Genomic DNA, 23,603 nt, shown 5'->3' with positions numbered 1-23,603 from the left:
TTTTAATTCTTCGCCTTGGCGGAAATATCCCACGGGGGTCTGGGGGTGTGAAACCCCCAGCCTTTGCCCCCGGCCCTGCCTCAGTGTCCGAGGATCTGGCTCAGGAACTGCTGGGTCCGCTCGGATTTCGGGTTGTTGAAGAAGTCGTGCGGGTTGTTCTGCTCGACGATCTGACCGTCGGCCATGAAGATCACCCGGTTCGCCACCGCCTGCGCGAAGCCCATCTCGTGGGTCACGCAGAGCATGGTCATCCCCTCTTCGGCCAGCTCGATCATCGTGTCGAGCACTTCCTTGATCATCTCCGGATCGAGCGCCGAGGTCGGTTCGTCGAACAGCATGATCCGCGGCTTCATGCACAGCGAGCGCGCGATCGCCACACGCTGCTGCTGACCGCCCGAAAGCTGGCCGGGATACTTGTCGGCCTGCTCGGGGATTTTCACCTTCTCGAGGTAATGCATCGCCGTCGCTTCGGCTTCCTTCTTGGGCGTCTTGCGCACCCAGATCGGGGCCAGCGTAAGGTTCTCGAGAATGGTCAGATGCGGGAACAGGTTGAAGTGCTGGAACACCATGCCGACTTCGCGGCGGACCTTGTCGATGTTCTTCAGGTCGTTCGTCAGCTCGATCCCGTCGACGACGATCTTGCCCGCCTGGTGTTCCTCCAGACGGTTGATGCAGCGGATCAGCGTCGATTTCCCCGAGCCCGAGGGCCCGGCGATGACGATACGCTCGCCACGTTGCACGGTCAGATCGATGTCGCGCAGAACGTGGAACTGGCCATACCACTTGTTCATGTTCTCGATCTGGATCGCGACCTCGTCGGAGACCTGCATATGGCTGCGGTCGACCTGACGTTCGAATTGCGGTTCGGTCATTGTGTCTAGTCCCCGATTAATGGTTATCACGCTGCAGTCGACGCTCGAGAGACATCGAGTAGCGCGACATGGCGAAGTTCAGGATAAAGAAGATGGCGCCGACGAAGATGAAGGGCTCCCAGTAGATGCCTTTCCAGTTGAAGTCGGCGCGGATGAAGTCCGGGATGCCCTTGAGCGGGTCGAAGAGACCCACGAACACGACCAGCGTCGTATCCTTGAACATGCCGATGAAGGTGGAAACGATGCCCGGGATCGAAATCTTCAGCGCCTGCGGCAGGATGATCAGCCGCTGCGCCTTCCAGTAATCGAGCCCCAGCGCATCCGCCGCCTCGTATTGGCCACGCGGGAGTGCCGCGAGACCGCCGCGGATCACCTCGGCGATATAGGCCGCAGCGAAGAAGGTCACGAGGATCATCACTCGCAGGATGATGTCGAAATTCGTGCCCGGCGGCAGGAAGTAGTTCAGCAGCAGCGAGGCCACGAACAGCAGCGTGATCAGAGGGACGCCGCGGATGAACTCGATGAAGACCACAGAGAAGCCTTTGACCAGCGGCATGTCCGATTGCCGCCCGAGCGCGAGCACGATCCCCAGCGGCAGCGACATCATGATGCCGCCCACGCCCAGCGTGATCGCCAGCAGGAAGCCCCCGAACTTGGCGGAGTCCACCGATTCCAGCCCCCAGGGCAGGATCGCCTGCAACCCGTCGATGAGCGGGCCCACCACGAAAAGGAAGTAGAGGATCGCGACCAAAGCGCCGATCGAGAACGCCATGATCGAGCCTAGCCGCGGTGACAGCAGCAACAGAATCGCCGCGCCCAGCACGAAGCCTGCGAAGATCATGATCGGCGTCCAGCCGGAGCCGCCCCAGAGCAGCCACACGGCGAGGAACGGGTAGACCGGCGTGAACCAGGCCAGCGCGCGCGGGACCCAGGTGAAGAGAAGCGGACCAACCGCCACGAAGAGCAGCAGGAAGGTCAGGATCGGACGCCAGTACAGTTCCGGCGGGTAGAAGCCGAAGATGAACTGGTGCCAACGCTCGCGGATCACCGCCCAGCAGGCGCCGGTCGCGCCTTCGCCGTAACGGTCGGTGATGATCGTGCGGCATTCCTTGATCGAGTTGGCGTCCCAGACGCCATGCAGGAACCAGGGAAGGAAATGCATGACCAGCGTGTAGATTACCGCCACGCCCAGAAGGGTCAGCAATGTGTTCAGCCAGCCCGAGAACAGGTTCTCGCGCAGCCATTGAACCGCACCGGACTGCCCTGCGGGGGCAGGCTGCTGCGGCAGCATCGTGTCGCGGACATAGGCGACGGAATGGGCTTGTGTATCGCTCATCTCACCGCTCCTTCAGCTTCACGCGATTGTTGTAGACGTTCATCACGCCCGAGATCGACAGCGAGATCGCGAGGTAGATCAGCATCATCAGCGTGATCGCCTCAAGCTCGCGCCCGGTCTGGTTCAGGGTGATACCGCCCAACGTGCCGCGCAGTTCCAGATAGCCCACGGCGATCGCGAGCGAGGAGTTCTTCGTCAGGTTCAGATATTGCGAGATCAGCGGCGGGATGATGACCCGCAGCGCCTGCGGCAGGATCACGAGGCTCATCGTGCGATTGGCTCGCAGACCCAGCGCGAAGGCGGCCTCGGTTTGGCCTTTCGAGATGGCGAGGATACCGGCGCGGACGATCTCGGCGATGAAGGCCGCCGTATAGAGCGACAGGCCGAGCCAGAGCGCCACGAAGGAGTTCGACACGTTCGTGCCGCCTACGAAGTTGAAGCCCTTGATCTGCGGCTCCTCGGGATTAATCCCGAGCGCAATGGCGAGGATGACGACTGGCGCGATCAGCACGAGCGCGCTCTTCCACCACATTGTAGGTCGGACCCCGGTCGACTCCTGCACTTTAGCGGCGTGGGTCAGCATCCGCTTGTTCACCCAGATCGAACCGATCAGCACGATCACCAGCGCAAGGAAGTTGAGCGAGATCGGTGCAAGCGCGGTGTCGAGCGAGCCGAGCGAGCGATCAAAATGCACCGAGGGGATCGCGGTGTAGCGATTGGTGAAAGCGACCGAGTCGAGCAGCATCGAGGCCTGTGCCTCGCCCGTCTGCTGATTCACCTTATAGGCGTTGGGCGACGGGGCCACATCGGTCAGCAGCGCGATCGCCACCAGGATCCACAGCAGCACCGGAATGTTGCGGAAGACCTCGACATAGACAGTCATCAGCCGCGCCACGAGCCAGTTCTTCGACAGGCGCAGCACGCCCACGAAGATCCCGATGATCGTCGCGGCGACGCAGCCCAGGAAGGACACCCAGAGCGTGTTGATCAGACCGACCAGCAGCGCGCGGCCGTGGCTCATGTCGTTGTTATACGGAATAGTCGCGTTGCCGATATCGTAACCGGCCCTCTGCCCGAGGAAGGAGAAATTGAAATCCTTCCCGAGGTCGTTGAGGTTCTGGATCACATTGTCCACCAGCCATGCCGCGCCGCCCATCACGAGGATGAAGACGACCACCTGAATGGTCAGGGAGCGATAACGCGTGTCATAGATAAGCTGGCTGAGCCGGAAGCCCTGCTCCGGCGCGTCGGGCGCGCTTGTCATTCTTATTTCCCCTGTTGCCGCGTCGTTATTTTTGTCAGGCCATTCTTACGGGCCATTGCGGGGATGTCTCCCCTACGCACGGTCTCTTGAAAACGGAACAGGGGCGCGGATTGAACCGCGCCCCTGCCGGGCCCTTCTTAGCGGAAGGGAGGAGCGTACATCAGACCGCCTTGGGTCCACTGAGCGTTCAGGCCACGGGCCAGACCGATCGGGGTCTGTTCGCCGATGGTCGCGGCGAAGATTTCACCGTAGTTGCCGTTGGCCTTGATGGCGTTGACGGCCCAGTCCTTGTCGAGGCCGATCATCGCGCCGAGGTCACCCTCGGTGCCGAGCAGGCGATTGACTTCCGGGTTGTCGGTGCCTTTGGCCAGCTCGTCGATATTGGCCGAGGTCACGCCGTATTCTTCAGCACCGATCAGCGCGAAGACGGTCCAGCGGACGATGTCGGTCCACTGATCGTCGCCCTGACGGACGGCCGGAGCCAGCGGCTCTTTCGAGATGATTTCCGGCAGGATCACGTAGTCGGAAGGGTTCGCGAAAGCGGCGCGGGTGGCTGCGAGGCCCGACGCGTCGGTCGTGTAGGCGTCACAAGCGCCGGCGAGGAACTGCTGTTCGCCTTCGGCGTTCGAATCAACCGTGATCGGCTGATAGGACATGTTGTTGGCCTTGAAGTAGTCGGCGAGGTTCAGCTCGGTCGTGGTGCCGGTCTGGATACAGATCGACGCACCGTCGAGTTCCTTGGCCGAGGTCACGCCCGAATCCTTGCGGACCATGAAGCCCTGACCGTCGTAGTAGTTGGTCGCGGTGAACTGGAGCTTCAGGTCGGTGTCGCGCGAGAAGGTCCAGGTGGTGTTGCGTGCCAGCAGGTCCACTTCGCCCGAACCGAGCGCGGTGAAGCGCGTCTGGCCCGAGGTGGGGACGTATTTAACCTTCGAGGGGTCGCCCAGCACAGCGGCGGCGACGGCCTGGCAGACCGCGACGTCGAAGCCGGACCAGTTACCGTTGGCATCCGGCGCGGCGAAGCCGACGAGACCGGTATTCACGCCGCAGATCAGCTCTCCGCGCGATTTCACGTCATCGAGCGTGGCCGCGCCAGCCAGACCGGCAGTCAGCGTCGCAGCCGTCAGCGCGCCGAAAAAGACGGATTTCTTCATTTTTACCTCTTCCTGTTATCGCCGCTCTGACAGAGCGGTTCTTGGTCCCTCACAGACCTGGTCGATCGTGTCTCCATGACACGGAGTAACGAAAGTTTGGTCCATCCGATCAAAGAAGGTCAAGGCTAGTTTCCGGAATTCGTGAGGGCCCCTGCGTAAATCATCAGCAAGTGATGATGCTTTTGGCAGGTCAATAAGCGGCGAGAGAATCCGCAACGGTCATCTTTCGGTGAGCGCCCAGATTCGAGCCGCGTCACACAGCGCCTCGCGCTTGTGTGCAGCGATCTCCGCCGCCTCTTCGTCATCGCCCCATTGAGCGATTTGCCAGTCCTCGTCGAGCCGCGAAATTTCCCATGCTTCCTCGGCCGAGAGCCTGCCGCGTGTTACCGCCAGCCCGAGGACGAGAGAGCCCGTGATGCCCACGAGATCATGTAGAGCCGCCAGCGCGAAGGGGTCGAGGTTTGCCACCTCCGCCTCCAGTCGCGCTAGATGGTCCGCAGGTTGGTCCACCGGCAGAATTCCCGTCGTGACCTTCAGCTCCGCGCCATAGGTTTGCGCCGCCCATTCCAGCAGCGGATCCCATTTCGCGCTCTGAAGCTCGACCAGTTCCGTCGGAGCCTCGGCGCGGTAGCACAGAAGATCGGTGCCGCCGAATTCGCAGACATGGGTGACGACCTCGGGATGCTGATGCGCCACCTTGTCGATCGCCGCATTGGCAGAGCGGGTGACGGGCATCGTATGGGGTTTGATCGCGCCGTCCTGCGCGTCCCATTCCGCCGCGATAGCCTCGGCATAGGCACGGGTCGGCACGGTCAGCGCGGCTTTCGCCGGCGTCTTCACCGCACGTCCGTCCAGCGCCACGCCGAACCCCTCGGGGTGCTCGGTGACGGTGGTTTCCGTCCAGAACCGCTTGGCCGCCCATTCGCTCATGCGCTCATCTCCCACAGATCCAGAAGTGTCGTTTCCAGCCCGTCGAAATCGTCGACCATCTGATGCGCGCCCGCCGCTTCGAGCAGGTGCGGCGCGTGGTAGCCCCAGCGCACGCCGATCGTCGCGACGCCCGCGCTGCGGCCCATCTCGATATCGAAACTGGTATCGCCGATCATTACCGCGTCGTTTGCATCCACGCCCGCCTCGCTCAACGCCGCGCCGATCATCGACGGGTGCGGCTTCGAGGGGTGATCGTCGGCGGTCTGCTGGCTGACGAAGAGCCCGTCCAGACCGTGATGCTCGATCAGCGCGCGAAGGCCGCGGCGAGATTTACCGGTGGCGACCGCCAGCAGCATGTCGTCGCGCGCGGCGAGCTTGCGCAGCAGCGCCTCGGCCCCGGGATAGAGCGGCGCGGGCGAAGCCGCGCGCGCAGTCTTGTAGCTTTGCTTGTAGCCCTCGACGATACGCGCCTGCGTCTCGGCATCGTGCTCCGGCGCAAGCCGCGCCACCGCGAGCGGCAGCGACAGACCGACGATCTGCAACACGGCGGAGGCCGACGGGGCCGGCAGACCCGCCGCCTCGAACCCAATCGTCATCGCGTGGGTGATGTGGTTCTGGCTATCCGAGATCGTGCCATCGACGTCGAAGATCGCGAGCTTCATGCGAGGTCCTCGAACGGGTCGGCAGGCACATCTTTCTCGTGCCAATCCAGCAGATCCCAGGTCCGCTTCATGTGCTCGGGCAGTGGCGCGGTCAGCGTGATACGCTTGCCGCTGACCGGATGGTCGAAGCTGATCTGGCGGGCGTGCAGGTGCAACTTGCGGGAAATCTCGCCACCCAGTTGCGCGCCCCAGCCGTCGCCCATGTTCTCCTGGCTCGAGCCACCGTATTTGCCGTCGCCGATGATCGGGCTGCCGATCTCGGCCATATGCGCGCGCAGCTGGTGGGTGCGCCCGGTGATCGGCACCAGCGCGACCCAGCTGACCCGCTGGCCGAGGATGTGGAGCGTGAAGTAATCGGTGGTCGCGCGCTTGGCGCCTTCGGTCTTGTCGACCTTGGCGGGATGGATGCAGATCATCTTCTCGCCCTCGCCACCACGCCCGTGACCCGGCGCTTTCACCAGACCGAAGCGGATCGTGCCGGTCTTCGGTTCGGGCGCGCCCGCGACGGCCGCCCAATAAATCTTGCGCGTGGTCTTGCCGCGGAACGCCTCGGACAGGCGGCGCGCGACGCGGTCGGTGCGCGCGAGCAGCAGAACGCCGGAGGTGTCCTTGTCCAGGCGATGCACCAGCTTCGGCTTGTCCTTGTAGCCGAATTTCAGCGCCTCGCTCAGCCCGTCGACATGGCGATTGCCCTGCCCCGAGCCGCCCTGAGAGGGCAGCCCCGGCGGTTTGTTGAGCGCGATGATATGCTCGTCCTTCCAGAGCACGCAGCTCTGGATGAATTTCGCATCCTCCTCCGAAATGCCCTCGGTCCTCGGCGCGGGCGCGGAATCGGGGATCGGCGGCACGCGGATTTTCTGCCCTGGCGCGACGCGCGAATTGGCCTTCACCCGACCCTTGTCCACGCGCAGATCGCCTTTGCGGCAGAACTTTTCGATCATGCCCTGAGACAGATGCGGGAAACGCTTTTTCAGGAACCGGTCGAGGCGCTGTTCGCCCTCGTCTTCGGTGACGGTGATATGCTGGACGCCGCTCATAGCATGGCCCTCATCAATAGAATGCCAGCGACAAGGCCCAGAAGCCCCGCGCCGACCGACAGTCCGATATAGCTGACTGCCAATGTGACATCACCTTTCTCGATCAAGCGATAGGCTTCGAGCGAGAAAGAGGAGAAAGTGGTGAAGCCCCCGAGAAAGCCGGTCGCGAGGAAGGCGTTCCAATGGGTCAGCTGCTTGTCACCGAGGAACACCACGAGCGCGCCCATCAGGAACGAGCCGAGGATGTTCACCGTAATGACGCCCAGCGGGAAAGGCTGCGCGCCGAAGCTGCGCATCATTCCGACGCCGACGAGGTAGCGCCCCGATGCACCCATCGCGCCGCCTAGCGCGACCTGCAAAATCGTAGAAAGCATCGCTGTCTCCTTTGGCGCCCTAAGAGCGTTCACAGGCCTGAATGTCAAGATTTGCGCTGTTCACGCAGCTTGGCAAACCAGTCGACCCGCTTTTTCAACTCGCGCTCGAAGCCACGCTCGACCGGCTGGTAGAGGACCGGGCGCTTCATCGTGTCGGGGAAGTAGTTCTGCCCCGAGAAGCCGTCCTCGGCGTCGTGGTCATAGGCATAGCCCGCGCCATAGCCCTGTTCGGACATCAGCTTGGTCGGGGCGTTGAGGATATGTTTGGGCGGCGGCTCCGATCCGGTCTTCTGCGCCTGCGCCCGCGCACCTTTATAGGCAACGTAGCCCGCGTTGGATTTCGGGGCGAGCGCGAGGTAGATCACCGTCTGCGCCAAAGCCAGTTCCCCCTCGGGCGAGCCGATCCGCTCGTATATTTCCCACGCATGGAGCGCATGGGTCTGGGCCTGCGGGTCGGCCAGCCCGATATCCTCGACCGCCATGCGGACGAAGCGCCGCGCGAGATAGCGCGGGTCCTCGCCGCCCTCCAGCATCCGCGCGAACCAATAGAGCGCCGCATCCGGATCCGAACCCCGCACGGATTTATGGAGCGCCGAGATCAGGTTGTAATGCTCATCGCCGGATTTGTCGTATTTCGCCGCGCGGCGCATCAGTCGGGTCGATAGGGCGTCGGTGTCGAGCGTACCGGTGACTTTCCACGCCGCCACCTGCTCTATCAGGTTGAGAAGCGCGCGGCCGTCGCCGTCGGCCATTTCCAGCAGCGCCTCGCGCGCCTTGCCACTGAGCGGCAGTGGACGACCGAGCGCCTTCTCGGCGCGCTGTGCGAGGCGTTCGAGATCGGCGAGGTCGAGGCGCTCCAGCACCATGACCTGCGCCCGGCTGAGCACAGCGGCGTTCAGCTCGAAGCTCGGGTTCTCGGTGGTGGCGCCCACCAGCATGATCGTGCCGTCTTCCATATGCGGCAGGAAGCTGTCCTGCTGCGCCTTGTTGAAGCGGTGGATCTCGTCGACGAAGAGGAGCGTTCCCCTGCCCTGCCCGCGCCGCAGCTTGGCGGCCTCAAAGACTTTGCGCAGTTCCGGCACGCCGGTGAAGATCGCGGAAATCTGGACGAAGGCGCGGTCGGAGGCATCGGCCAGCAGTCGCGCGATGGTAGTCTTGCCGACACCCGGCGGCCCCCAGAGGATCAGCGATCCGAGCGAGCCTGCAGCCAGCATCGCCCCCAGAGGCCCGTCGGGGCCGAGCACTTGTTCCTGACCGATCACCTCACCCAGAGTTTTCGGGCGGATGCGATCAGCGAGCGGGCGCGGCGCTTCGGGCGCAGGCGCATTGGGGTCGGGGGGCGTGTCGAATAGGTCGGCCATGATGGCGTGAACCTAGTGTCTCGGTCCGCCAACGAAAAGCCCCCGCGCGTGTGGGGCGCACGGGGGCTCTAATCGTTCCCATCCCTTTAATGAAGGTTTTGGGAAAAGTTCATCGATACGACCTGGTTCTTGATCCCGTCGATCTCCAGCACCGGTCCCATCGCAGTCATGTCCACGCCAACCCGACCCGCCCAACGCGGCCAATTCGCGTTCAGAAGGGTAAGGGCGGAACTTGCGCCGAGTTCACGCGCCGAATTGCCGATTTCCTGCACGAGACGCGCATGAACTTTGCGGCGCATCGCCATCGGAACGTCATGGGACACGAACAGACGCGAGCTTTCCCAGACGGTCTCGCTGACCGGAGCTTCGTCATAGAGAAGATTGGACGGGATCGTCGCGAGCAGCCCCCGCTGCGCATCGCGGATCATGTAGCTATAGATCCCGCAGGTCGTCGTCGTGGGCGTCAGACGGTTGCCTGCCAGCACCTTGCCCAACTCGTCATGGACGACCACCCAGCGGCTCGCCGGGGTGTCATACTGGTCATATTCCATGCCCATCGCTTCTGGGAGATCCCATTTATTCTGGACAATGAAGAGCTCGCGCCTGGCGCGCAGCATGTTTGCGAAAAGCTCACCGTGATTATGAAAATTGGTGAACGAAAGCGTAGTGGTCTGCATGTCTTCCTCCTGCAGGTTAGTCACAGTACAGCCGTGCGGAGGGTCAACAACACTATAACAGGCGGAAATCCTTTGCGCGCTGAATAGCTTCGGCGGTCGTCCGAGCCATCAGTCTTGCGCGCGCAGAATTCAGCCGCGCCTTGAGCGCGCTTTCCGAAATTCCAAGTTTCGCGGCCGCCGCCGCGTGTCGGTCACCCCCAGCAACACAGCGCAGGGCTTCGATCTGAGCTCTCGTGAGTTCCTCAGGCGGTTGAGTCATGTCGTGCAATTCGCGCACGATAAGCTCAAAGGTCTCGATCTCGGGTAGGTCGAATTCCCGATCATCGCGCGCCATGCTTGCGATAGTACGGGACCGGATCGGGCCGCATGAGACTGTCGCCCCGTAGATCAGACCATAGTGTTTGGCCTCATCGAAGAGACGGAAAGGATCGGGTAACCGCGGGTCGCTCCACCGGATTGAGCCGGTCTCGCTAAACCCCCAAGCAGTCATAGGGTCACGGAGCACATAGCCGTTTGCGGTATAATGATCGAGCCAGGCTTTGTCGTAAGTCTGGAACGTCATCAAAGGCGCCGTAAAACGAATATGCAGCCCAACAAAATAACCGCTTGGAGCTAAACGATCCAAGTCACGAAGTTTCAAATCGATTCTGCTCTGTATCGACATATCTTTTTAGACAGTTTGGAATTAACCCGGTCAACTTAAAAGTGTTCGCGCCGTGCGGAGTTCGCTCCGACAGTGACATTACGTCCCTACCCGCCCACGCGCTTACACTCGCGAATGCGCATCATCTGCGCAATAACCTTTTGCGTGAGAAATGCGGGAAAATGCAGGCGGAAATAAGAAAATCCCGCCTAATAGGCGGGATTTCGCAATTCTCATTGATTTCGCAGGGAAATCGGTCGCGAGGATCAATCCTCGGCAGCCTCTTCGGCTTCGACGCGTGCCTTATCTGCCGCACCTTTTGCGTCCAGATCGCGCTCGACGAATTCGATGATCGCCATCGGAGCCATGTCGCCGTAACGGAAACCGGCTTTCATAATGCGAACGTAGCCGCCCTGACGGTCCTTGTAGCGCGGGCCGAGGATGTCGAAGAGTTTCGCGACATACTGGTCCTGCTTGAGCTGCGAGGCCGCCTGACGGCGTGCGTGCAGATCGCCGCGCTTGGCGAGCGTGATCAGCTTCTCGATAACCGGGCGCAGTTCTTTCGCCTTCGGCAGGGTCGTCTTGATCTGCTCGTGCTCGATCAGCGAGCCAGCCATGTTGGCGAAGAGCGCCTTGCGGTGCTCATGGGTACGGTTGAGGCGGCGGTAGCCACGTGCGTGACGCATTGTCATTCTCCAATCTTGCGTTTTGCTTTGTCAGGCCAGCGATGCGTGTCACCGGCTCACCTTGGGGTCTTGTGACCCAGATCGTCCCCGGCAGTCCGGGCATTGGAGGGGCGTTTAGCCAACGCCCCTCAATTCGTCAATCAGAACTGGTCTTCGAAACGCTTGGCCAGATCTTCGATGTTCTCCGGCGGCCAATCTTCGACTTCCATCCCGAGATGCAGGCCCATGCCCGAGAGCACTTCCTTGATCTCGTTCAGCGACTTGCGGCCGAAGTTCGGGGTGCGGAGCATCTCGGCTTCGGTCTTCTGGATCAGGTCGCCGATGTAGACGATGTTGTCGTTCTTCAGGCAGTTCGCCGAACGCACGGACAGTTCCAGTTCGTCCACTTTCTTCAGCAGAAGCGGGTTGAACTCGAGACCGTCGTCCTGGTCCTGCTTGCCAGCCGATTCCGGCTCTTCGAAGTTCACGAAGATCGACAGCTGGTCCTGCAGGATGCGAGCAGCGAAAGCCACCGCGTCCTCGGCCGAGAGCGACCCGTCGGTCTCGACCTTCATGGTCAGCTTGTCATAGTCCAGAACCTGACCTTCACGGGTCGGCTGCACTTCGTAGGCGACTTTCTTGACCGGCGAGTAGATCGCGTCGACCGGGATCAGGCCAATCGGCGCATCCTCGGGACGGTTCTTGTCGGCGGCGACGTAGCCCTTGCCGGTGTTCACGGTCAATTCCATGAATAGGTCGGCGCCATCGTCGAGGTGGCAGATCACGTGATCCTTGTTGAGGACCTCGATGCCCGCGGTCTCGGTGATGTCGCCAGCGGTCACGACGCCCGGGCCCTTGGCCGAGATCGAGAGGCGCTTCGGACCTTCAACGTCCATACGCAGAGCCACGCCCTTGAGGTTCAGGACGATGTCGGTGACGTCTTCACGAACGCCTGCGACCGAGGAGAACTCGTGCAGCACGTTGTCGATCTGTACGCTGGTGATCGCGGCGCCCTGAAGCGACGAGAGCAGCACGCGGCGCAGTGCGTTGCCGAGCGTCAGGCCAAAGCCACGCTCGAGCGGTTCAGCGACGATCGTCGCCTGACGCAGCGGGTCGTTGCCGGGCTTGATTTCAAGCTGCGTCGGCTTGATGAGTTCAGCCCAATTCTTGTGGATCATGCGTTTGCCTCCATACCTGTCCCAGACCCATGCCCAAAGTCGGGGACGCCCGAGGATAAAACCGAAAAATGCGGGCGGGCCGCACGGGAAATCCGCACGGCCCGACCGTCGTAATCTTGATTAGACGCGGCGACGCTTCGGCGGGCGGCAGCCGTTATGGGCGATCGGGGTCACGTCACGGATCGAGGTGACGGTCAGACCGACCGCAGCCAGCGCGCGCAGCGCCGATTCACGACCCGAACCGGGGCCTTGAACTTCGACGTCCACGGTGCGCAGACCGTGATCCTGAGCTTTCTTGGCCGCATCTTCTGCAGCCATCTGAGCGGCGTAGGGGGTCGACTTACGCGAGCCCTTGAAGCCCATCGTGCCAGCCGACGACCACGAGATCGCGTTGCCCTGCACGTCAGAGATCAGGATTTTGGTGTTGTTGAACGAGGAGTTCACATGAACGACGCCAGCGGCGATGTTCTTGCGTTCCTTGCGCTTAGCGCGAACCTTATCACGAGCCATTTGTCCTGCCTCCCCTTACTTCTTCTTGCCAGCGATGGGTTTCGCCGGACCTTTGCGCGTACGCGCATTCGTATGGGTGCGCTGACCGCGCACGGGCAGGTTGCGACGGTGACGCAGGCCACGGTAGCAGCCGAGATCCATCAGGCGCTTGACGTTCATCTGAACTTCACGGCGCAGGTCGCCCTCGACGGTGTAATTGGCGTCGATATGTTCGCGGATGGCGAGCACTTCGGAATCCGAAAGCTCGTTGACGCGACGGGTCACGTCGACACCGGTAGCTTCGCAGATCTGCTTAGCCGAGTGAGGACCGATCCCGGTGATGTAGGTAAGTGCGATCGGGACGCGTTTCCCGGTCGGAATGTTGACGCCAGCAATACGTGCCAAAGCGTGTATCCTTTCGTTGCGAGCCCGTAACCCCAGGCCCTTTTTTCACAACACGAGGCCCGAAACTGGCGCTTCGGACCCCACGATTAACTCCCTCGAGAATCTTCCCTTCTCGGAAACGATTCCCGTCGGAGACGCCGTGACCTAGAGGTAAACGCCCTCCGGGTCAAGGCTTCATTTACGATTACTCTTGCTGATCGAGAATTCGTGCGATCGACGTCGCCACGGTCTCGATTTCGGCCAGCCCGTCGATCGTGAACAGATCGCCCGCGTGGTAGTAGTAACCGATCAGCGGAGAGGTCTTCTTGTAATACTCCATCAACCGGGTGCGCAGGCTGTCTTCGTTGTCGTCAGCGCGGCGCTTCACGTCGGTGCTGCCGCACTTTTCACATTTGCCGTCTGCGGGCCAAGGCTTGGTCTGGTCGTGATAGACCTCGCCGCAGCCGCCGCAGGTCGAGCGACCGGTGATGCGGGCGACGAGCGCCTCGTCATCCACCTGCATCTCGATCACCGCGTCGAGCTTGGTGCCCATCTTGGCAAGCAGCTTGCCCAGAGCGTCGGCCTGCCCCAGCGTGCGCGGGAAGCCGTCGAAGATGAAGCCCTCGCCACCGGCGGCGAGCTTTTCCTCGATCAGACCGATGACGATCTCGTCGGTCACGAGCTGGCCCTTGGCCATGACATCGGCGACGAGATTGCCCATCTCTGTGCCCGAGTCCTTCGCTTCACGCAGCATGTCGCCGGTGGAGAGTTGGACCATACCGCGCTCTTCGACGAGACGGCGGGCCTGGGTGCCCTTGCCCGCGCCGGGCGGGCCGAGAAGAATGATATTTGCCATGTCGGCTCCCCCTGAAAACGCTTGGCGGATTTAGCGGCGCGCGGGCGGCTTGCGCGGCCCCTTCTTCTTCTTGCCCGAACGGCCGCGAAGTTGCGAGCGCTCGATCAGACCCTCGTATTGGTGGGCCAGAAGATGCGACTGAATTTGGTTGATGGTGTCCATCGACACGGTGACCACGATCAGAACCGAGGTGCCGCCGAAGTAGAACGGGATGGACAGCTGCGAACGCAGGATCTCGGGCAGAAGGCAGACCGCGGCGAGATAGGCAGAACCGATCACGAGAATGCGGCTGACGACGTAGTCGAGATATTCCTCGGTCTTCTTGCCGGGACGGATGCCGGGCACGAAGCCGCCTTGGCTCTTCAGGTTGTCCGCGACCTCGTCCGATTTGAACGACACGTTCGCGGTGTAGAAGTAGGCGAAGAACACGATCATCGCGACGTAGAACAGCAGATATAGCGGCTGACCCGGCCCGAAATAGGCGAGGATCGTCGACATCACCGGACCGGTGTTCTGGCCCGAGAAGGTCGCGATGGTGGTCGGTAACAGCAGCAGCGACGAGGCGAAGATCGCCGGGATGACGCCCGCCGGGTTCACCTTGATCGGCAGGTGGCTGGAGCCGCCGTCGTAGACCTTCATCCCCACCTGACGGCGCGGATACTGGATGTGGATCTTGCGCAGCGCGCGTTCCATGAAGACGACGAAGGTGATCACGATCGCGATCATCAGGATCACCCCGAGGATCACCGGAGTGGAGATCGCACCGGCGCGGCCCTGCTCGAGGAAGCGGGCCAGAGCCGCCGGGATTTCCGCGACGATACCGACGAAGATGATCAGCGAGATGCCGTTGCCGATGCCGCGTGCGGTGATCTGCTCACCCAGCCACATCAAGAACATGGTGCCGCCGACGAGCGTGATGACCACGGCAGCGACGAAGAACAGGCCCGGATCATGCGCCAGATCGCCCTTTTCGAGCGACACGGCCAGACCCCATGCCTGGAAGGTCGCCAGAGCCACGGTCGCATAGCGCGTGATCTGGTTGATCTTCTTGCGGCCCTGCTCGCCTTCCTTCTTCATCTGCTCGAGTGCGGGTACCAGAGCGGTCAGAAGCTGGATGATGATCGAGGCCGAGATGTAGGGCATGATGCCGAGCGCGAAGACGCCCATCCGGCCGAGCGCACCGCCCGTGAACATCGACAACACGCCGCCGAGGCCAGAGCCCGCGCTTTGCATGAATTCGCGCAGTGCCTGCGCGTCGATGCCCGGAACCGGAATATAGGTCCCGAGGCGGTAGATGATCAGCAAACCAATGGTGAAGAAGATGCGCTGGCGCAGCTCGGTGGCTTTGCCCAGGGCGTCCCAGCTGAGGTTCGCCGCCATTTGCTCTGCAGCAGATGCCATATGCTCGTCTCTTTCATGTAAAGCGCCGCCCAACCGGTTCCCGGTCGGCGGCGCCTAGAAAACCTTCGCCTATGTAATCGGGCCGGAGCCCGCTCACAACAGCTTATTCAGCGGCCTGCGCCACCGTGACCGAGCCGCCAGCCTTCTCGACAGCCTCAACGGCCGATTTCGAAGCGCCGGTGACCTTCAGAGCCACTTTCGACTTGATGTCGCCCTTGGCGAGGACACGCACGCCATCGAGCTTGCGGCGCACGACACCGGCCGCGACCAGCGCGTCTTCGGTGATGTCCGACTTCGCGTCGAGCTTGCCGGCTTCGATGAATTTCTCGATCTGGCCGAGGTTCACGACGTTGAACTTCTTCGCGTTCGGCTTGGTGAAGCCACGCTTCGGCAGACGACGATAGAGCGGCATCTGGCCGCCTTCGTAACCGTTCAGGGCCACACCCGAACGCGACTTCTGACCTTTGATACCACGGCCAGCCATCTTGCCTTTGCCCGAGCCGGGACCGCGGGCGACGCGTTTTTTCTTCTGGGCCGCGCCTTCGTTGTCGCGCAGTTCATTGAGTTTCATATCGCTTCTCCTTGCCGGAACACCTTCCCGAAGCGAGTGCGGAAGGGACACGGCTTTTCGTGTTGATTCTGATGCGGCCGTCGGGCCACCGGGGGCGTATAGTGCGTTTGCCCCGCGCACGCAACTCCCGCGTTTTCGCGCAATCGGGGCGGTGTCGCGGCCAGCGCGCGCCCTGCCCCACCGGGCTGGTCGCCCGAAGGTCACGCACCTCGGGCGTGGTATGGCGCCTCCGATCTCTCGCCGCCCCATCACTATGCCGCGATGAGCCAGCCGGTGGTCTATGTAGACGCCAACGCGCCGGTCGGCGAGCCCGAGCAGGCGAAGCTGTCCGCACGGCCGGGGCCTTCGCTTATCCCGCGCGGCGCTTGACCTTCCCGCCCCCCGCTCGCTACTGCACAGACAGCATTGGCGAGGGACATTCATGACGCGCATCCTGATCACCGGCACCGCAGGTTTCATCGGCTACCATCTGGCGAAGCTGTTGCTCGACGAGGGCTACCGGGTGCACGGCTATGACGGGATGACCGACTACTATGATGTCGCCCTGAAACAGCGCCGCCATGCGATGCTGCTGCAGAACCCGAATTTCTCAGCGACCGAGGGGATGCTCGAAGATCTCGAGACGTTCGACGCGATGGCGGATGAGTTCGAACCCGAGATCATCGTCCATCTCGCAGCGCAAGCGGGCGTGCGCTACAGCCTCGAGCAGCCCCGCGCTTATATCGACGCCAATATCGTCGGCACCTTCAACGTGATGGAGGCCGCGCGCCGCCACGAGGTACAGCACCTTCTGATGGCGTCGACCTCGTCGGTCTACGGGGCGAACGAGGACATGCCCTATGCCGAGACCGACAAGGCCGACACGCAGCTGACGATCTATGCGGCGACGAAGAAGGCGACCGAGTCGATGGGGCATTCCTATGCTCATCTGTGGAACCTGCCGACGACGATGTTCCGCTTCTTCACGGTCTACGGGCCGTGGGGCCGTCCCGATATGGCGCTGTTCAAGTTCACCGACGCGATCCTCAACGACCGTCCGATCGACATCTACAATCACGGCGAGATGTATCGCGACTTCACCTATGTCGAAGACCTCGTGCGCGGCATCCGCCTGCTGATCGACGCAGCCCCCGAGCGCCCCGCCTCGCGTGACGAGATCGCCGAGGGCGACAGCCTCTCGCCCGTGGCCCCCTATCGGATCGTCAATATCGGCAATTCCGACAAGGTGAAGCTTCTGGACTTCGTCGATGCGCTGGAGGCCGAGCTGGGCCGCCCCGCGCAGCGCAATTACATGGAGATGCAGAAAGGCGACGTGCCCGCGACCTGGGCAGATGCCTCGCTTCTGCAATCCCTCACCGGATACCGTCCGCAGACCGATGTGCGCGAGGGGATCGCGAAATTCGTGGCATGGTTCCGCGACTATTACGGGAAATAACCCCTCCGCCCCTTGCCGCAGCGCAGCAATCGCCTAAGTCACGGGGCTGATACCCGGCGCTACACCTATTTTCGGAGACTACCCATGACGCTCGAACCCCGCCACGCGCGGGCCGTGATCCTGTCGCTGGCCCTTGGCACTTTCGGTATCGGCGTGATCGAATTCGCGTCCATGGGGCTGCTGCCCTATTACGCGGCCGATTTCGGGATCACCGAGGCGCGGGCAGGTCATGCGATCTCGGCCTATGCGCTTGGCGTCGTGATCGGCGCGCCGCTTCTGGCGGTGATCGGCGCGAAAATCCCGCGCAAGCAATTCCTGATCGGGTTGATGGGGTTCTATGCGGTGGCGAACCTGCTGGCCGGGTTCGCGCCTAACATGGATAGCTTCATGGCGGCGCGTTTCGCCTCCGGCCTGCCGCATGGCGCCTATTTCGGGATGGCGATGCTGTTCGCCGCCGATCTGATGCCCGTGGGCAAACGCGCGCAGGGCATTGCGATGGTCATCACCGGGCTGACGATCGCGAATATCGTGGGCGTGCCGCTGGCGGGTGCGATCGGGCAGAATTTCGGCTGGCGCTGGGGCTTTGCCATCGTCGCGGTGATCTGCGCGGCCTCCGCATTGATGATCGCGCGCGTCGCCCCCGCGACTCCGCGCGACCCGAATGCCAGCCCGATGCGCGAGCTGGGCGCACTGGCCAATCGCTCGGTCTGGCTGACGCTGCTGGTGGGCTCGATCGGCTTCGGCGGCATCTTCGCGGTCTATTCCTATCTGTCGGCGGCGATGATCGACACGCAGGCGGGCCCCGCTTGGACGATCCCCGTGGCGCTTTCCGCCTTTGGCGTGGGCGGCACGCTGGGCAACTGGATCTCGGGCAAGCTGTCTGACTGGTCGCGCTTCGGCGCAGGCGTGATCCTGCTTTGCGGGATGATCGTGATGTCGATCCTCTACACCTTCACGATCGGCAACTGGGTCGCGATGTCGGTGGCGATGATCGCGCTGGGGTCGACCGCCGGGATGGTGATCCCGATGCAGATGCGGCTGATGGAGGTTGCGGGCGAGGCGCAGACGCTGGCCGCCGCCCTCAACCACGCAGCCTTCAACCTCGCCAACGCCATCGGGCCGTTCCTTGCGGGCATCGCGCTGGCGGAAGGCTATGGCTGGACCGCCACCGGCTATGTCGGCGCGGGGCTGGCGGCGGCGGGGCTCGTGTTCCTTGCCATCGCGTGGCTCGATAGCCGCCGCCCCGCCGCCGTTCCCGCTTAGGCCTTCTCGATGCGGACGGGGACGCCCTTCGAGCCGGGCGTCTTCGACAGCTCGTCATTGAGCCCCACCGGCACCAGCACGTTGCATTCGGGGTAATAGCCCCCGACCGTGCCGCGCGGCAGCTCGAAGGTGATGACGCTCAGCCCGGTCTTGCGGCGCGCGATCCCGTCATCCATGTCGCCATGGACCACGACCGGATCGCCGTGTTCGAGCCCAAGATCGGCCATGTCGATCTTGTTCATGAACAGCACGTCGCGCGTCCCTTCGATGCCGCGGAACCGGTCCGAATAGCCGTAGATCGTGGTGTTGAACTGGTCGTTCGAGCGCATGGTGATCATCCGGAAACGGCCCGGCTTGTCCTCGAAGCCAAGCGCGTTCAGCTTGGACGGCGTGGTGAATTCCAGCTTGCCGCTTTCCGTCTTCCAGATGCGATCATGCGCCGGGTTGCCGCGCCAGAAGCCGCCCGGTTCGTTCATCCGCTCGTTGAAGCCGCGGAAGTCGTCCGGGTAGGTCGCCTCGATCAGATCGCGGACGACGGAATAATCCTTCACCCATTCGTCCCATTGCAGTTTCGGGTTCGGATCGCAGGCGGCTTTCGCAATGCCGCAAGTGATCGCCAGTTCGGATTCCAGCTTGTCCGAGGCGGGCGCGCTTTTGCCGAGCGAGCCGTGAATTTTCGAGAAGCTGTCCTCGACCGAGACATATTGATTGCCGCTCTCCTGCTCGTCCTTCTCGGACCGGCTGAGACACGGCAGAATATAGGCCACCTCGCCCGGATAGAGATGCGAGCGGTTGAGCTTGGTCGAGATCATCACCGTCAGCTTCTGTTTCGGCCAAGCCTCTTCGATCCGCTCGCTATCGGGCAGCGCGCGCACGAGGTTACCGCCAAGCGAGAACATGGCCGAAACCTTGCCCTCCATCATCGCCTGCGCCGCATCGACGATGTGATAGCCGTCTTCCTGCGGCGGCTCGAAGCCGTAAAGCTCGCGGAGCTTGTCCATCGGGATCAGCTTGGCCTTCTCGGCAATGCCGACGGTCCGCTGGCCCTGCACGTTGGAGTGTCCGCGCACCGGGCAACAGCCCGCGCCCTTGCGACCGATATTGCCGCGCAGCGCGAGGAAATTCACCAGCATCCCGATATTGGTCGCACCATGAGCGTGTTGCGTCAGCCCCATGCCGTAGACGCCGATGACTTTCTCGGCGTGGATATAGACGTCGGCCGCCTGCCGTAGCTCGGCCTCGGACAGCCCGCATTCCTCGGTGATCTTTTCCCAAGCCGTGGTGCGGCAGAAGGTCAGGAACCCGTCATAATTGACCGCGTGTTCCTTCAGGAAGTCCCAGTCGATGATCGCCGAGCGGCCCTGTGCCTGCGCTTTTTCGTCCTCTTCTATGACCGCCTTGCACAGGCCGGTCAGCGCTGCGATATCCGAGCCCGCTTTGAGCTGGTGATATTGATCGGAGATGATCGTCTCACGCCCCGTCGCCATGTCACGGATGTTCTGCGGATCGACGAAGCTGACGAGCCCCTGCTCTTTCACCGGGTTGAAGGTGACGATCTTCGCACCGCGATCCTTCGCCGCCTTCAGCGGATGCAGGAAGCGCGGCGAGTTGGTGCCGGGGTTCTGTCCGAAGAAGAAGTAGCAATCGGTCTCCTCCAGGTCTTCCCAAAGCACCGTGCCCACCGACGACCCGATCACCTTCTTCAGGCCGACCGAGGTCGTCTCGTGACACATGTTCGAGCTTTGCGGCAGGTTGTTGTTGCCATAGGCGCGCGCCATCAGCGCCCAGAGATAGCTGGCCTCCAACCCGGCATGGCCCGAGGAGTAGAAGACCACCTCCTGCTTCGGCAGACCTTTCAGGATCGACCCGATCTCGGAAAAGGCCTCGTCCCAGCTCACCTCGACATAGCGATCGGTGGCGCGGTCGTAGCGCATCGGCGCGGTCAGACGGCCGGTCTTCTCCAGCTCGTGGTCGGACCAGTCCATCAGGTCCGAGACCGTGTGATCGTCCCAGAACTCGGGCGTGTGGCGCGACTTGGTCATCTCCCACAGCGTCGCCTTCGCCCCGTTCTCGCAGAATTCGAACGGATGGTAATTGGCGGGTTTCGGGAAAGCACAGGACGAGCACATGAGACCGCCCGGTTTGTTCTGACGCTCCAGCTCGCGCAGCACATCCGGCGAGGGCCAGGAGTCGCCAAAGACCCGGGCGATGCCCCGCATCGAGCCCCAACCACCGGAGGGGCCGCTTTCTTCGGGTAGTTTATCAAGCTTGTCAGACATGGCGCGTAGCTCCTCCGGGGTCGATCCGCGCACATGAAATTGCGCGCGCCCCGAGGGGCGCGCGCAGGCCAGCCGACCGGCTGAGGACCGCAGAGGGAAAGGCTCTGCATATGATGCGCGGGATGTGGGTCACATCGTTCCAACCCTGCCTGCGCCCGGTCGGTTCCGGCCGTCCCGTAGCCTCACTCAGTAGTGATGCTCATGCTCCGATGTCTTGCCGCGGAACACCCAATAGGCATAGGCCGTATAAGCGAGAATGATCGGCAGGAAGATCGCCGCGCCGACCAGAATGAAGCCCTGCGACATCGCCGTGGTCGACGCCTCGCGGATCGTGATCGAGGCGGGCACGATATAGGGGAAGATCGACAGACCGAGCCCCATGAAGCACAGGATGAAGATCGCAATCCCCGAAAGATAGGCGACCACGCCGCGATCCGATCGAATGGCAGTCCAGTAGCCGAAGCCCGCCACCATCAGCAAAAGCGGCACCACGGCGCTCCAGATGACGCCCGGCCACTGGAACCAGCGGTGATAATATTCGGGATGCAGGAACGGCGTCGCGAGCGAGGCGAGAGCGATAAACCCGAGTGTCACGATCAGGGAAACCTGCCCGACGCGCCGCGCGAGATCATAGAGCCCGTGCGAGGTCTTGATGACGAGCCAGGCCGAGCCCAGCATCACATAGCCCGCGACCAGCGCCAGCGCCGTGCCGAGCGAGAACCAGCTGACCCAGTCGAACGGGCCGCCGGTGAAGGTACGGTCGGTCACTTCGGGGCCGCGCAGCAGCCCGCCGAGGATCGCGCCCTGCGCCAGCGTCGCGATCAGCGAGCCGCCGAAGAACGCCTTGTCCCAGAGCTTCTGCCAGCGCCGGGTCTTGCCGCGAAACTCGAAGGCCACGCCACGAAAGGCGAGCGAGAGCAGCATGATGATGATCGGAACGTAAAGCGCGTTCAGGATGATCCCGTAAGCCAGCGGGAAGACGGCGAGCAGACCGCCGCCCCCCATCACCAACCATGTCTCGTTACCGTCCCAGACCGGCGCGACCGAATTCATCGCGCGGGTGCGGTTCTCCTCAGAGCCGAGGAAGGGAAAGAGGATGCCGATGCCGAGGTCGAACCCGTCGAGCACCACATAGGTCAGGATCGCGAAGGCGATGATCGCGGCCCAGATGTCGGGCAGATAATGGGCGAAGCCGCTCATACGTGGGCCTCCTCTTTCTCGGTCGTCACATCATTGGCGAGCATCGCGCCCGCCACGCCGCCGGCGCGCTGCGGCGTGTTCTCCACCGGCTCCGCCGACTCCGGCCCGCGCCGCATCAGTCGCAGCAGGTAGAAGGTGCCCGAGCCGAACAGGAAGGCATAAACGACCACGAAGCCGATCAGCGCCGCCCAGGCTGCGCCATGGCTGAGGTTAGACACCGACTCCGCCGTCGTGAAATGGCCATAGACCGTATAGGGCTGGCGGCCGAATTCGGTGGTGAACCAGCCCATGATGATCGCGAGGAACCCTCCCGGCGCGAAGACCAGCGCCACTTTGTGGAACAGCCCCGGCTCGTGCAGGCGCTTGCGCCACATCAGCCAGCCGCCCCAAAGCCCGATCGCGGCGAAGGCAAAGCCGAGCCCCACCATGATCCGGAAGGTGAAGAAGACGATCGTCATCGGCGGGCGTTCATCGGCCGGGAAGTCCCCGAGGCCGGGCACTTCGCCGTCGAGCGAGTGCGTCAGGATCAGCGACGAGGCATAGGGCACCTCGATCTTGTAATCGGTGCGCTCCTGGCTCGGGTTCGGGATGCCGAACAGGATCAGGCCTGCGCCCTTGCTGGTCTCCCAATGCCCTTCCATCGCCGCGATCTTGGCGGGCTGGTGTTCGAGCGTGTTGAGCCCGTGCTGGTCGCCTGCAAGGATCTGGATCGGCGCGGTCACGAGGATCATCGCCACCGCCATGCGGAACATCGTGCGCACCGCGTCATCCGCCGTGCCCTTGATGTGGTGCCAAGCCCCGACCCCGGCCACGACGAGCGCCGTGGTCAGGTAGGCCGCCAGTACCATGTGCACAAAGCGATAGGGCAGCGAGGGATTGAAGATCACCTCCCACCAGTCCTTCGGGATGAACTGGCCGACATCGTTCATCGCAAAGCCCGCGGGCGTCTGCATCCAGCTATTCACGGAGAGGATCCAGAAGGCCGAGAGCAACGTTCCGAAGGCCACCATCGTCACCGCGAACATGTAAATCCACTTGTTCACGCGGTTGCGCCCGAAGAGCATGATCCCGAGGAAACCGGCCTCGAGGAAGAAGGCGGTCATCACCTCGTAGCCCATCAGCGGCCCGATCACCGGTCCCGCCTTGTCGGAGAAATGCGCGAAGTTCAGGCCGAACTCGTAGGACATCACGACCCCAGAGACGACGCCCATCCCGAAGACCACCGCGAAGATGTGTTTCCAGAACTCGAAGATCCTCAGGAAGACCTCCTTGCCCGTAATCATCCGCAGGGCTTCCAGCACCATCAGGTAACTTGCCGTCCCGATGGAGAAGGCTGGAAAGACGATATGCGCCGAGACGACGAAGGCGAATTGTGCCCGCGCCAGATCGAGTGTCGGTATGTCGAAAATGCTCATGGCCGTCCGCGTTTCTGCACGTTGCGTGATAAGAACTAGACTTGCCCGAGGATACGGCAACCGCCGGAACGTGGTTCAAAGCCCAACTGGGACGGGTTGTCGCAGCCAAAGAAAAAAGCCCGCACGGAGATCCGCACGGGCTTCATCAGTTCAATGT

At 62.6% G+C, this 23,603-nt stretch carries 23 protein-coding genes; 2 read left to right on the top strand and 21 right to left on the bottom strand.

The window, feature by feature from the left end; all coding sequences use genetic code 11:
* Window positions 1–80: 80 nt before the first annotated feature.
* The 18 genes from BMI88_RS01255 to rplO form a co-directional block, all read right to left on the bottom strand.
* A complete protein-coding gene (locus BMI88_RS01255) occupies window positions 81–872 on the bottom strand; it encodes an amino acid ABC transporter ATP-binding protein (RefSeq protein WP_078540191.1) in 792 nt (263 codons plus the stop codon).
* Between the two features lie 16 nt (window positions 873–888).
* The gene (locus tag BMI88_RS01250; protein ID WP_078545334.1) at window positions 889–2,208 is read right to left on the bottom strand and encodes an amino acid ABC transporter permease; all 1,320 of its coding nucleotides are present in this window, start codon (window positions 2,206–2,208) and stop codon (window positions 889–891) included.
* A 1-nt stretch (window position 2,209) separates the two neighbouring features.
* Window positions 2,210–3,472 (bottom strand): ABC transporter permease subunit, encoded by a 1,263-nt coding sequence (locus BMI88_RS01245; protein WP_078545332.1) that lies wholly within the window; start codon window positions 3,470–3,472, stop codon window positions 2,210–2,212.
* A gap of 137 nt (window positions 3,473–3,609) precedes the next feature.
* The gene (locus tag BMI88_RS01240; RefSeq protein WP_078545329.1) at window positions 3,610–4,626 is read right to left on the bottom strand and encodes an amino acid ABC transporter substrate-binding protein; all 1,017 of its coding nucleotides are present in this window, start codon (window positions 4,624–4,626) and stop codon (window positions 3,610–3,612) included.
* A gap of 219 nt (window positions 4,627–4,845) precedes the next feature.
* Complete coding sequence (locus BMI88_RS01235; RefSeq protein WP_078545326.1) at window positions 4,846–5,556, bottom strand: ATP12 family protein; 711 nt, start codon at window positions 5,554–5,556, stop codon at window positions 4,846–4,848.
* Window positions 5,553–6,218: an HAD-IA family hydrolase gene (locus BMI88_RS01230; protein WP_078545323.1), complete on the bottom strand. Its 666-nt coding sequence runs from the start codon at window positions 6,216–6,218 to the stop codon at window positions 5,553–5,555. Before BMI88_RS01230 ends, BMI88_RS01235 begins: the two co-directional genes overlap by 4 nt.
* Window positions 6,215–7,255 carry an RluA family pseudouridine synthase gene (locus BMI88_RS01225; protein WP_078545320.1) on the bottom strand — a complete coding sequence of 347 codons (1,041 nt, stop codon included), beginning with the start codon at window positions 7,253–7,255 and terminating at the stop codon, window positions 6,215–6,217. Before BMI88_RS01225 ends, BMI88_RS01230 begins: the two co-directional genes overlap by 4 nt.
* A complete protein-coding gene (gene crcB, locus BMI88_RS01220; RefSeq protein WP_078545316.1) occupies window positions 7,252–7,629 on the bottom strand; it encodes a fluoride efflux transporter CrcB in 378 nt (125 codons plus the stop codon). The genes BMI88_RS01225 and crcB overlap by 4 nt, the downstream gene beginning before the upstream one ends.
* A gap of 44 nt (window positions 7,630–7,673) precedes the next feature.
* Window positions 7,674–8,990, bottom strand: a complete 1,317-nt coding sequence (locus BMI88_RS01215) for a replication-associated recombination protein A (RefSeq protein WP_078540197.1) — start codon at window positions 8,988–8,990, stop codon at window positions 7,674–7,676.
* A gap of 86 nt (window positions 8,991–9,076) precedes the next feature.
* Window positions 9,077–9,667, bottom strand: coding sequence for an acyl-homoserine-lactone synthase (locus BMI88_RS01210; protein ID WP_078545313.1), 591 nt, complete (start codon window positions 9,665–9,667; stop codon window positions 9,077–9,079).
* A gap of 52 nt (window positions 9,668–9,719) precedes the next feature.
* The gene (locus BMI88_RS01205; RefSeq protein ID WP_078521787.1) at window positions 9,720–10,331 is read right to left on the bottom strand and encodes an autoinducer binding domain-containing protein; all 612 of its coding nucleotides are present in this window, start codon (window positions 10,329–10,331) and stop codon (window positions 9,720–9,722) included.
* Between the two features lie 245 nt (window positions 10,332–10,576).
* Complete coding sequence (rplQ, locus tag BMI88_RS01200) at window positions 10,577–10,996, bottom strand: 50S ribosomal protein L17 (RefSeq protein WP_078521789.1); 420 nt, start codon at window positions 10,994–10,996, stop codon at window positions 10,577–10,579.
* 140 nt (window positions 10,997–11,136) lie between these two features.
* Complete coding sequence (locus BMI88_RS01195; RefSeq protein WP_075775948.1) at window positions 11,137–12,153, bottom strand: DNA-directed RNA polymerase subunit alpha; 1,017 nt, start codon at window positions 12,151–12,153, stop codon at window positions 11,137–11,139.
* Window positions 12,154–12,273: 120 nt separating this feature from the next.
* A complete protein-coding gene (rpsK, locus tag BMI88_RS01190) occupies window positions 12,274–12,663 on the bottom strand; it encodes a 30S ribosomal protein S11 (protein ID WP_078521791.1) in 390 nt (129 codons plus the stop codon).
* 15 nt (window positions 12,664–12,678) lie between these two features.
* A complete protein-coding gene (gene rpsM, locus BMI88_RS01185; protein ID WP_078521793.1) occupies window positions 12,679–13,047 on the bottom strand; it encodes a 30S ribosomal protein S13 in 369 nt (122 codons plus the stop codon).
* A 184-nt stretch (window positions 13,048–13,231) separates the two neighbouring features.
* Window positions 13,232–13,882, bottom strand: a complete 651-nt coding sequence (locus tag BMI88_RS01180; protein ID WP_078521795.1) for an adenylate kinase — start codon at window positions 13,880–13,882, stop codon at window positions 13,232–13,234.
* Between the two features lie 30 nt (window positions 13,883–13,912).
* A complete protein-coding gene (gene secY / locus BMI88_RS01175) occupies window positions 13,913–15,283 on the bottom strand; it encodes a preprotein translocase subunit SecY (RefSeq protein ID WP_078540199.1) in 1,371 nt (456 codons plus the stop codon).
* Window positions 15,284–15,386: 103 nt separating this feature from the next.
* Window positions 15,387–15,854 (bottom strand): 50S ribosomal protein L15, encoded by a 468-nt coding sequence (gene rplO / locus BMI88_RS01170; protein ID WP_078545309.1) that lies wholly within the window; start codon window positions 15,852–15,854, stop codon window positions 15,387–15,389.
* Window positions 15,855–16,275: 421 nt separating this feature from the next.
* Here rplO and BMI88_RS01165 point away from each other — a divergent pair, with 421 nt between their 5' ends.
* A complete protein-coding gene (locus tag BMI88_RS01165; protein WP_078545306.1) occupies window positions 16,276–17,289 on the top strand; it encodes an NAD-dependent epimerase/dehydratase family protein in 1,014 nt (337 codons plus the stop codon).
* Window positions 17,290–17,373: 84 nt separating this feature from the next.
* Window positions 17,374–18,552 carry an MFS transporter gene (locus BMI88_RS01160; RefSeq protein WP_078545303.1) on the top strand — a complete coding sequence of 393 codons (1,179 nt, stop codon included), beginning with the start codon at window positions 17,374–17,376 and terminating at the stop codon, window positions 18,550–18,552.
* On the opposite strand, the gene BMI88_RS01155 is transcribed toward BMI88_RS01160, so the two are convergent.
* From BMI88_RS01155 to BMI88_RS01145, 3 genes are all read right to left on the bottom strand, one after another.
* Window positions 18,549–20,831 (bottom strand): FdhF/YdeP family oxidoreductase, encoded by a 2,283-nt coding sequence (locus BMI88_RS01155; RefSeq protein ID WP_078545299.1) that lies wholly within the window; start codon window positions 20,829–20,831, stop codon window positions 18,549–18,551. The genes BMI88_RS01160 and BMI88_RS01155 overlap by 4 nt on opposite strands.
* A gap of 186 nt (window positions 20,832–21,017) precedes the next feature.
* A complete protein-coding gene (cydB, locus tag BMI88_RS01150) occupies window positions 21,018–22,031 on the bottom strand; it encodes a cytochrome d ubiquinol oxidase subunit II (protein ID WP_078521807.1) in 1,014 nt (337 codons plus the stop codon).
* Window positions 22,028–23,440, bottom strand: a complete 1,413-nt coding sequence (locus tag BMI88_RS01145; protein WP_210402006.1) for a cytochrome ubiquinol oxidase subunit I — start codon at window positions 23,438–23,440, stop codon at window positions 22,028–22,030. The genes cydB and BMI88_RS01145 overlap by 4 nt, the downstream gene beginning before the upstream one ends.
* Window positions 23,441–23,603 lie beyond the last annotated feature (163 nt).

The sequence above is a fragment of the Thioclava sp. F36-6 genome, assembly GCF_002020305.1.
GTDB classification, from domain to species: Bacteria; Pseudomonadota; Alphaproteobacteria; order Rhodobacterales; family Rhodobacteraceae; genus Thioclava; species Thioclava sediminum.
Note: the sequence above shows the minus strand (reverse complement) of the source record. Positions and strands in the feature narration are given on the sequence as shown.

Coding starts and splice junctions, on each gene's coding strand:
- BMI88_RS01255 (WP_078540191.1), bottom strand. CDS start 872: ATGACCGAACCGCAATTCGAACGTCAGGTCGACCGCAGCCATATGCAG.
- BMI88_RS01250 (WP_078545334.1), bottom strand. CDS start 2,208: ATGAGCGATACACAAGCCCATTCCGTCGCCTATGTCCGCGACACGATG.
- BMI88_RS01245 (WP_078545332.1), bottom strand. CDS start 3,472: ATGACAAGCGCGCCCGACGCGCCGGAGCAGGGCTTCCGGCTCAGCCAG.
- BMI88_RS01240 (WP_078545329.1), bottom strand. CDS start 4,626: ATGAAGAAATCCGTCTTTTTCGGCGCGCTGACGGCTGCGACGCTGACT.
- BMI88_RS01235 (WP_078545326.1), bottom strand. CDS start 5,556: ATGAGCGAATGGGCGGCCAAGCGGTTCTGGACGGAAACCACCGTCACC.
- BMI88_RS01230 (WP_078545323.1), bottom strand. CDS start 6,218: ATGAAGCTCGCGATCTTCGACGTCGATGGCACGATCTCGGATAGCCAG.
- BMI88_RS01225 (WP_078545320.1), bottom strand. CDS start 7,255: ATGAGCGGCGTCCAGCATATCACCGTCACCGAAGACGAGGGCGAACAG.
- crcB (WP_078545316.1), bottom strand. CDS start 7,629: ATGCTTTCTACGATTTTGCAGGTCGCGCTAGGCGGCGCGATGGGTGCA.
- BMI88_RS01215 (WP_078540197.1), bottom strand. CDS start 8,990: ATGGCCGACCTATTCGACACGCCCCCCGACCCCAATGCGCCTGCGCCC.
- BMI88_RS01210 (WP_078545313.1), bottom strand. CDS start 9,667: ATGCAGACCACTACGCTTTCGTTCACCAATTTTCATAATCACGGTGAG.
- BMI88_RS01205 (WP_078521787.1), bottom strand. CDS start 10,331: ATGTCGATACAGAGCAGAATCGATTTGAAACTTCGTGACTTGGATCGT.
- rplQ (WP_078521789.1), bottom strand. CDS start 10,996: ATGCGTCACGCACGTGGCTACCGCCGCCTCAACCGTACCCATGAGCAC.
- BMI88_RS01195 (WP_075775948.1), bottom strand. CDS start 12,153: ATGATCCACAAGAATTGGGCTGAACTCATCAAGCCGACGCAGCTTGAA.
- rpsK (WP_078521791.1), bottom strand. CDS start 12,663: ATGGCTCGTGATAAGGTTCGCGCTAAGCGCAAGGAACGCAAGAACATC.
- BMI88_RS01180 (WP_078521795.1), bottom strand. CDS start 13,882: ATGGCAAATATCATTCTTCTCGGCCCGCCCGGCGCGGGCAAGGGCACC.
- secY (WP_078540199.1), bottom strand. CDS start 15,283: ATGGCATCTGCTGCAGAGCAAATGGCGGCGAACCTCAGCTGGGACGCC.
- rplO (WP_078545309.1), bottom strand. CDS start 15,854: ATGAAACTCAATGAACTGCGCGACAACGAAGGCGCGGCCCAGAAGAAA.
- BMI88_RS01165 (WP_078545306.1), top strand. CDS start 16,276: ATGACGCGCATCCTGATCACCGGCACCGCAGGTTTCATCGGCTACCAT.
- BMI88_RS01160 (WP_078545303.1), top strand. CDS start 17,374: ATGACGCTCGAACCCCGCCACGCGCGGGCCGTGATCCTGTCGCTGGCC.
- BMI88_RS01155 (WP_078545299.1), bottom strand. CDS start 20,831: ATGTCTGACAAGCTTGATAAACTACCCGAAGAAAGCGGCCCCTCCGGT.
- cydB (WP_078521807.1), bottom strand. CDS start 22,031: ATGAGCGGCTTCGCCCATTATCTGCCCGACATCTGGGCCGCGATCATC.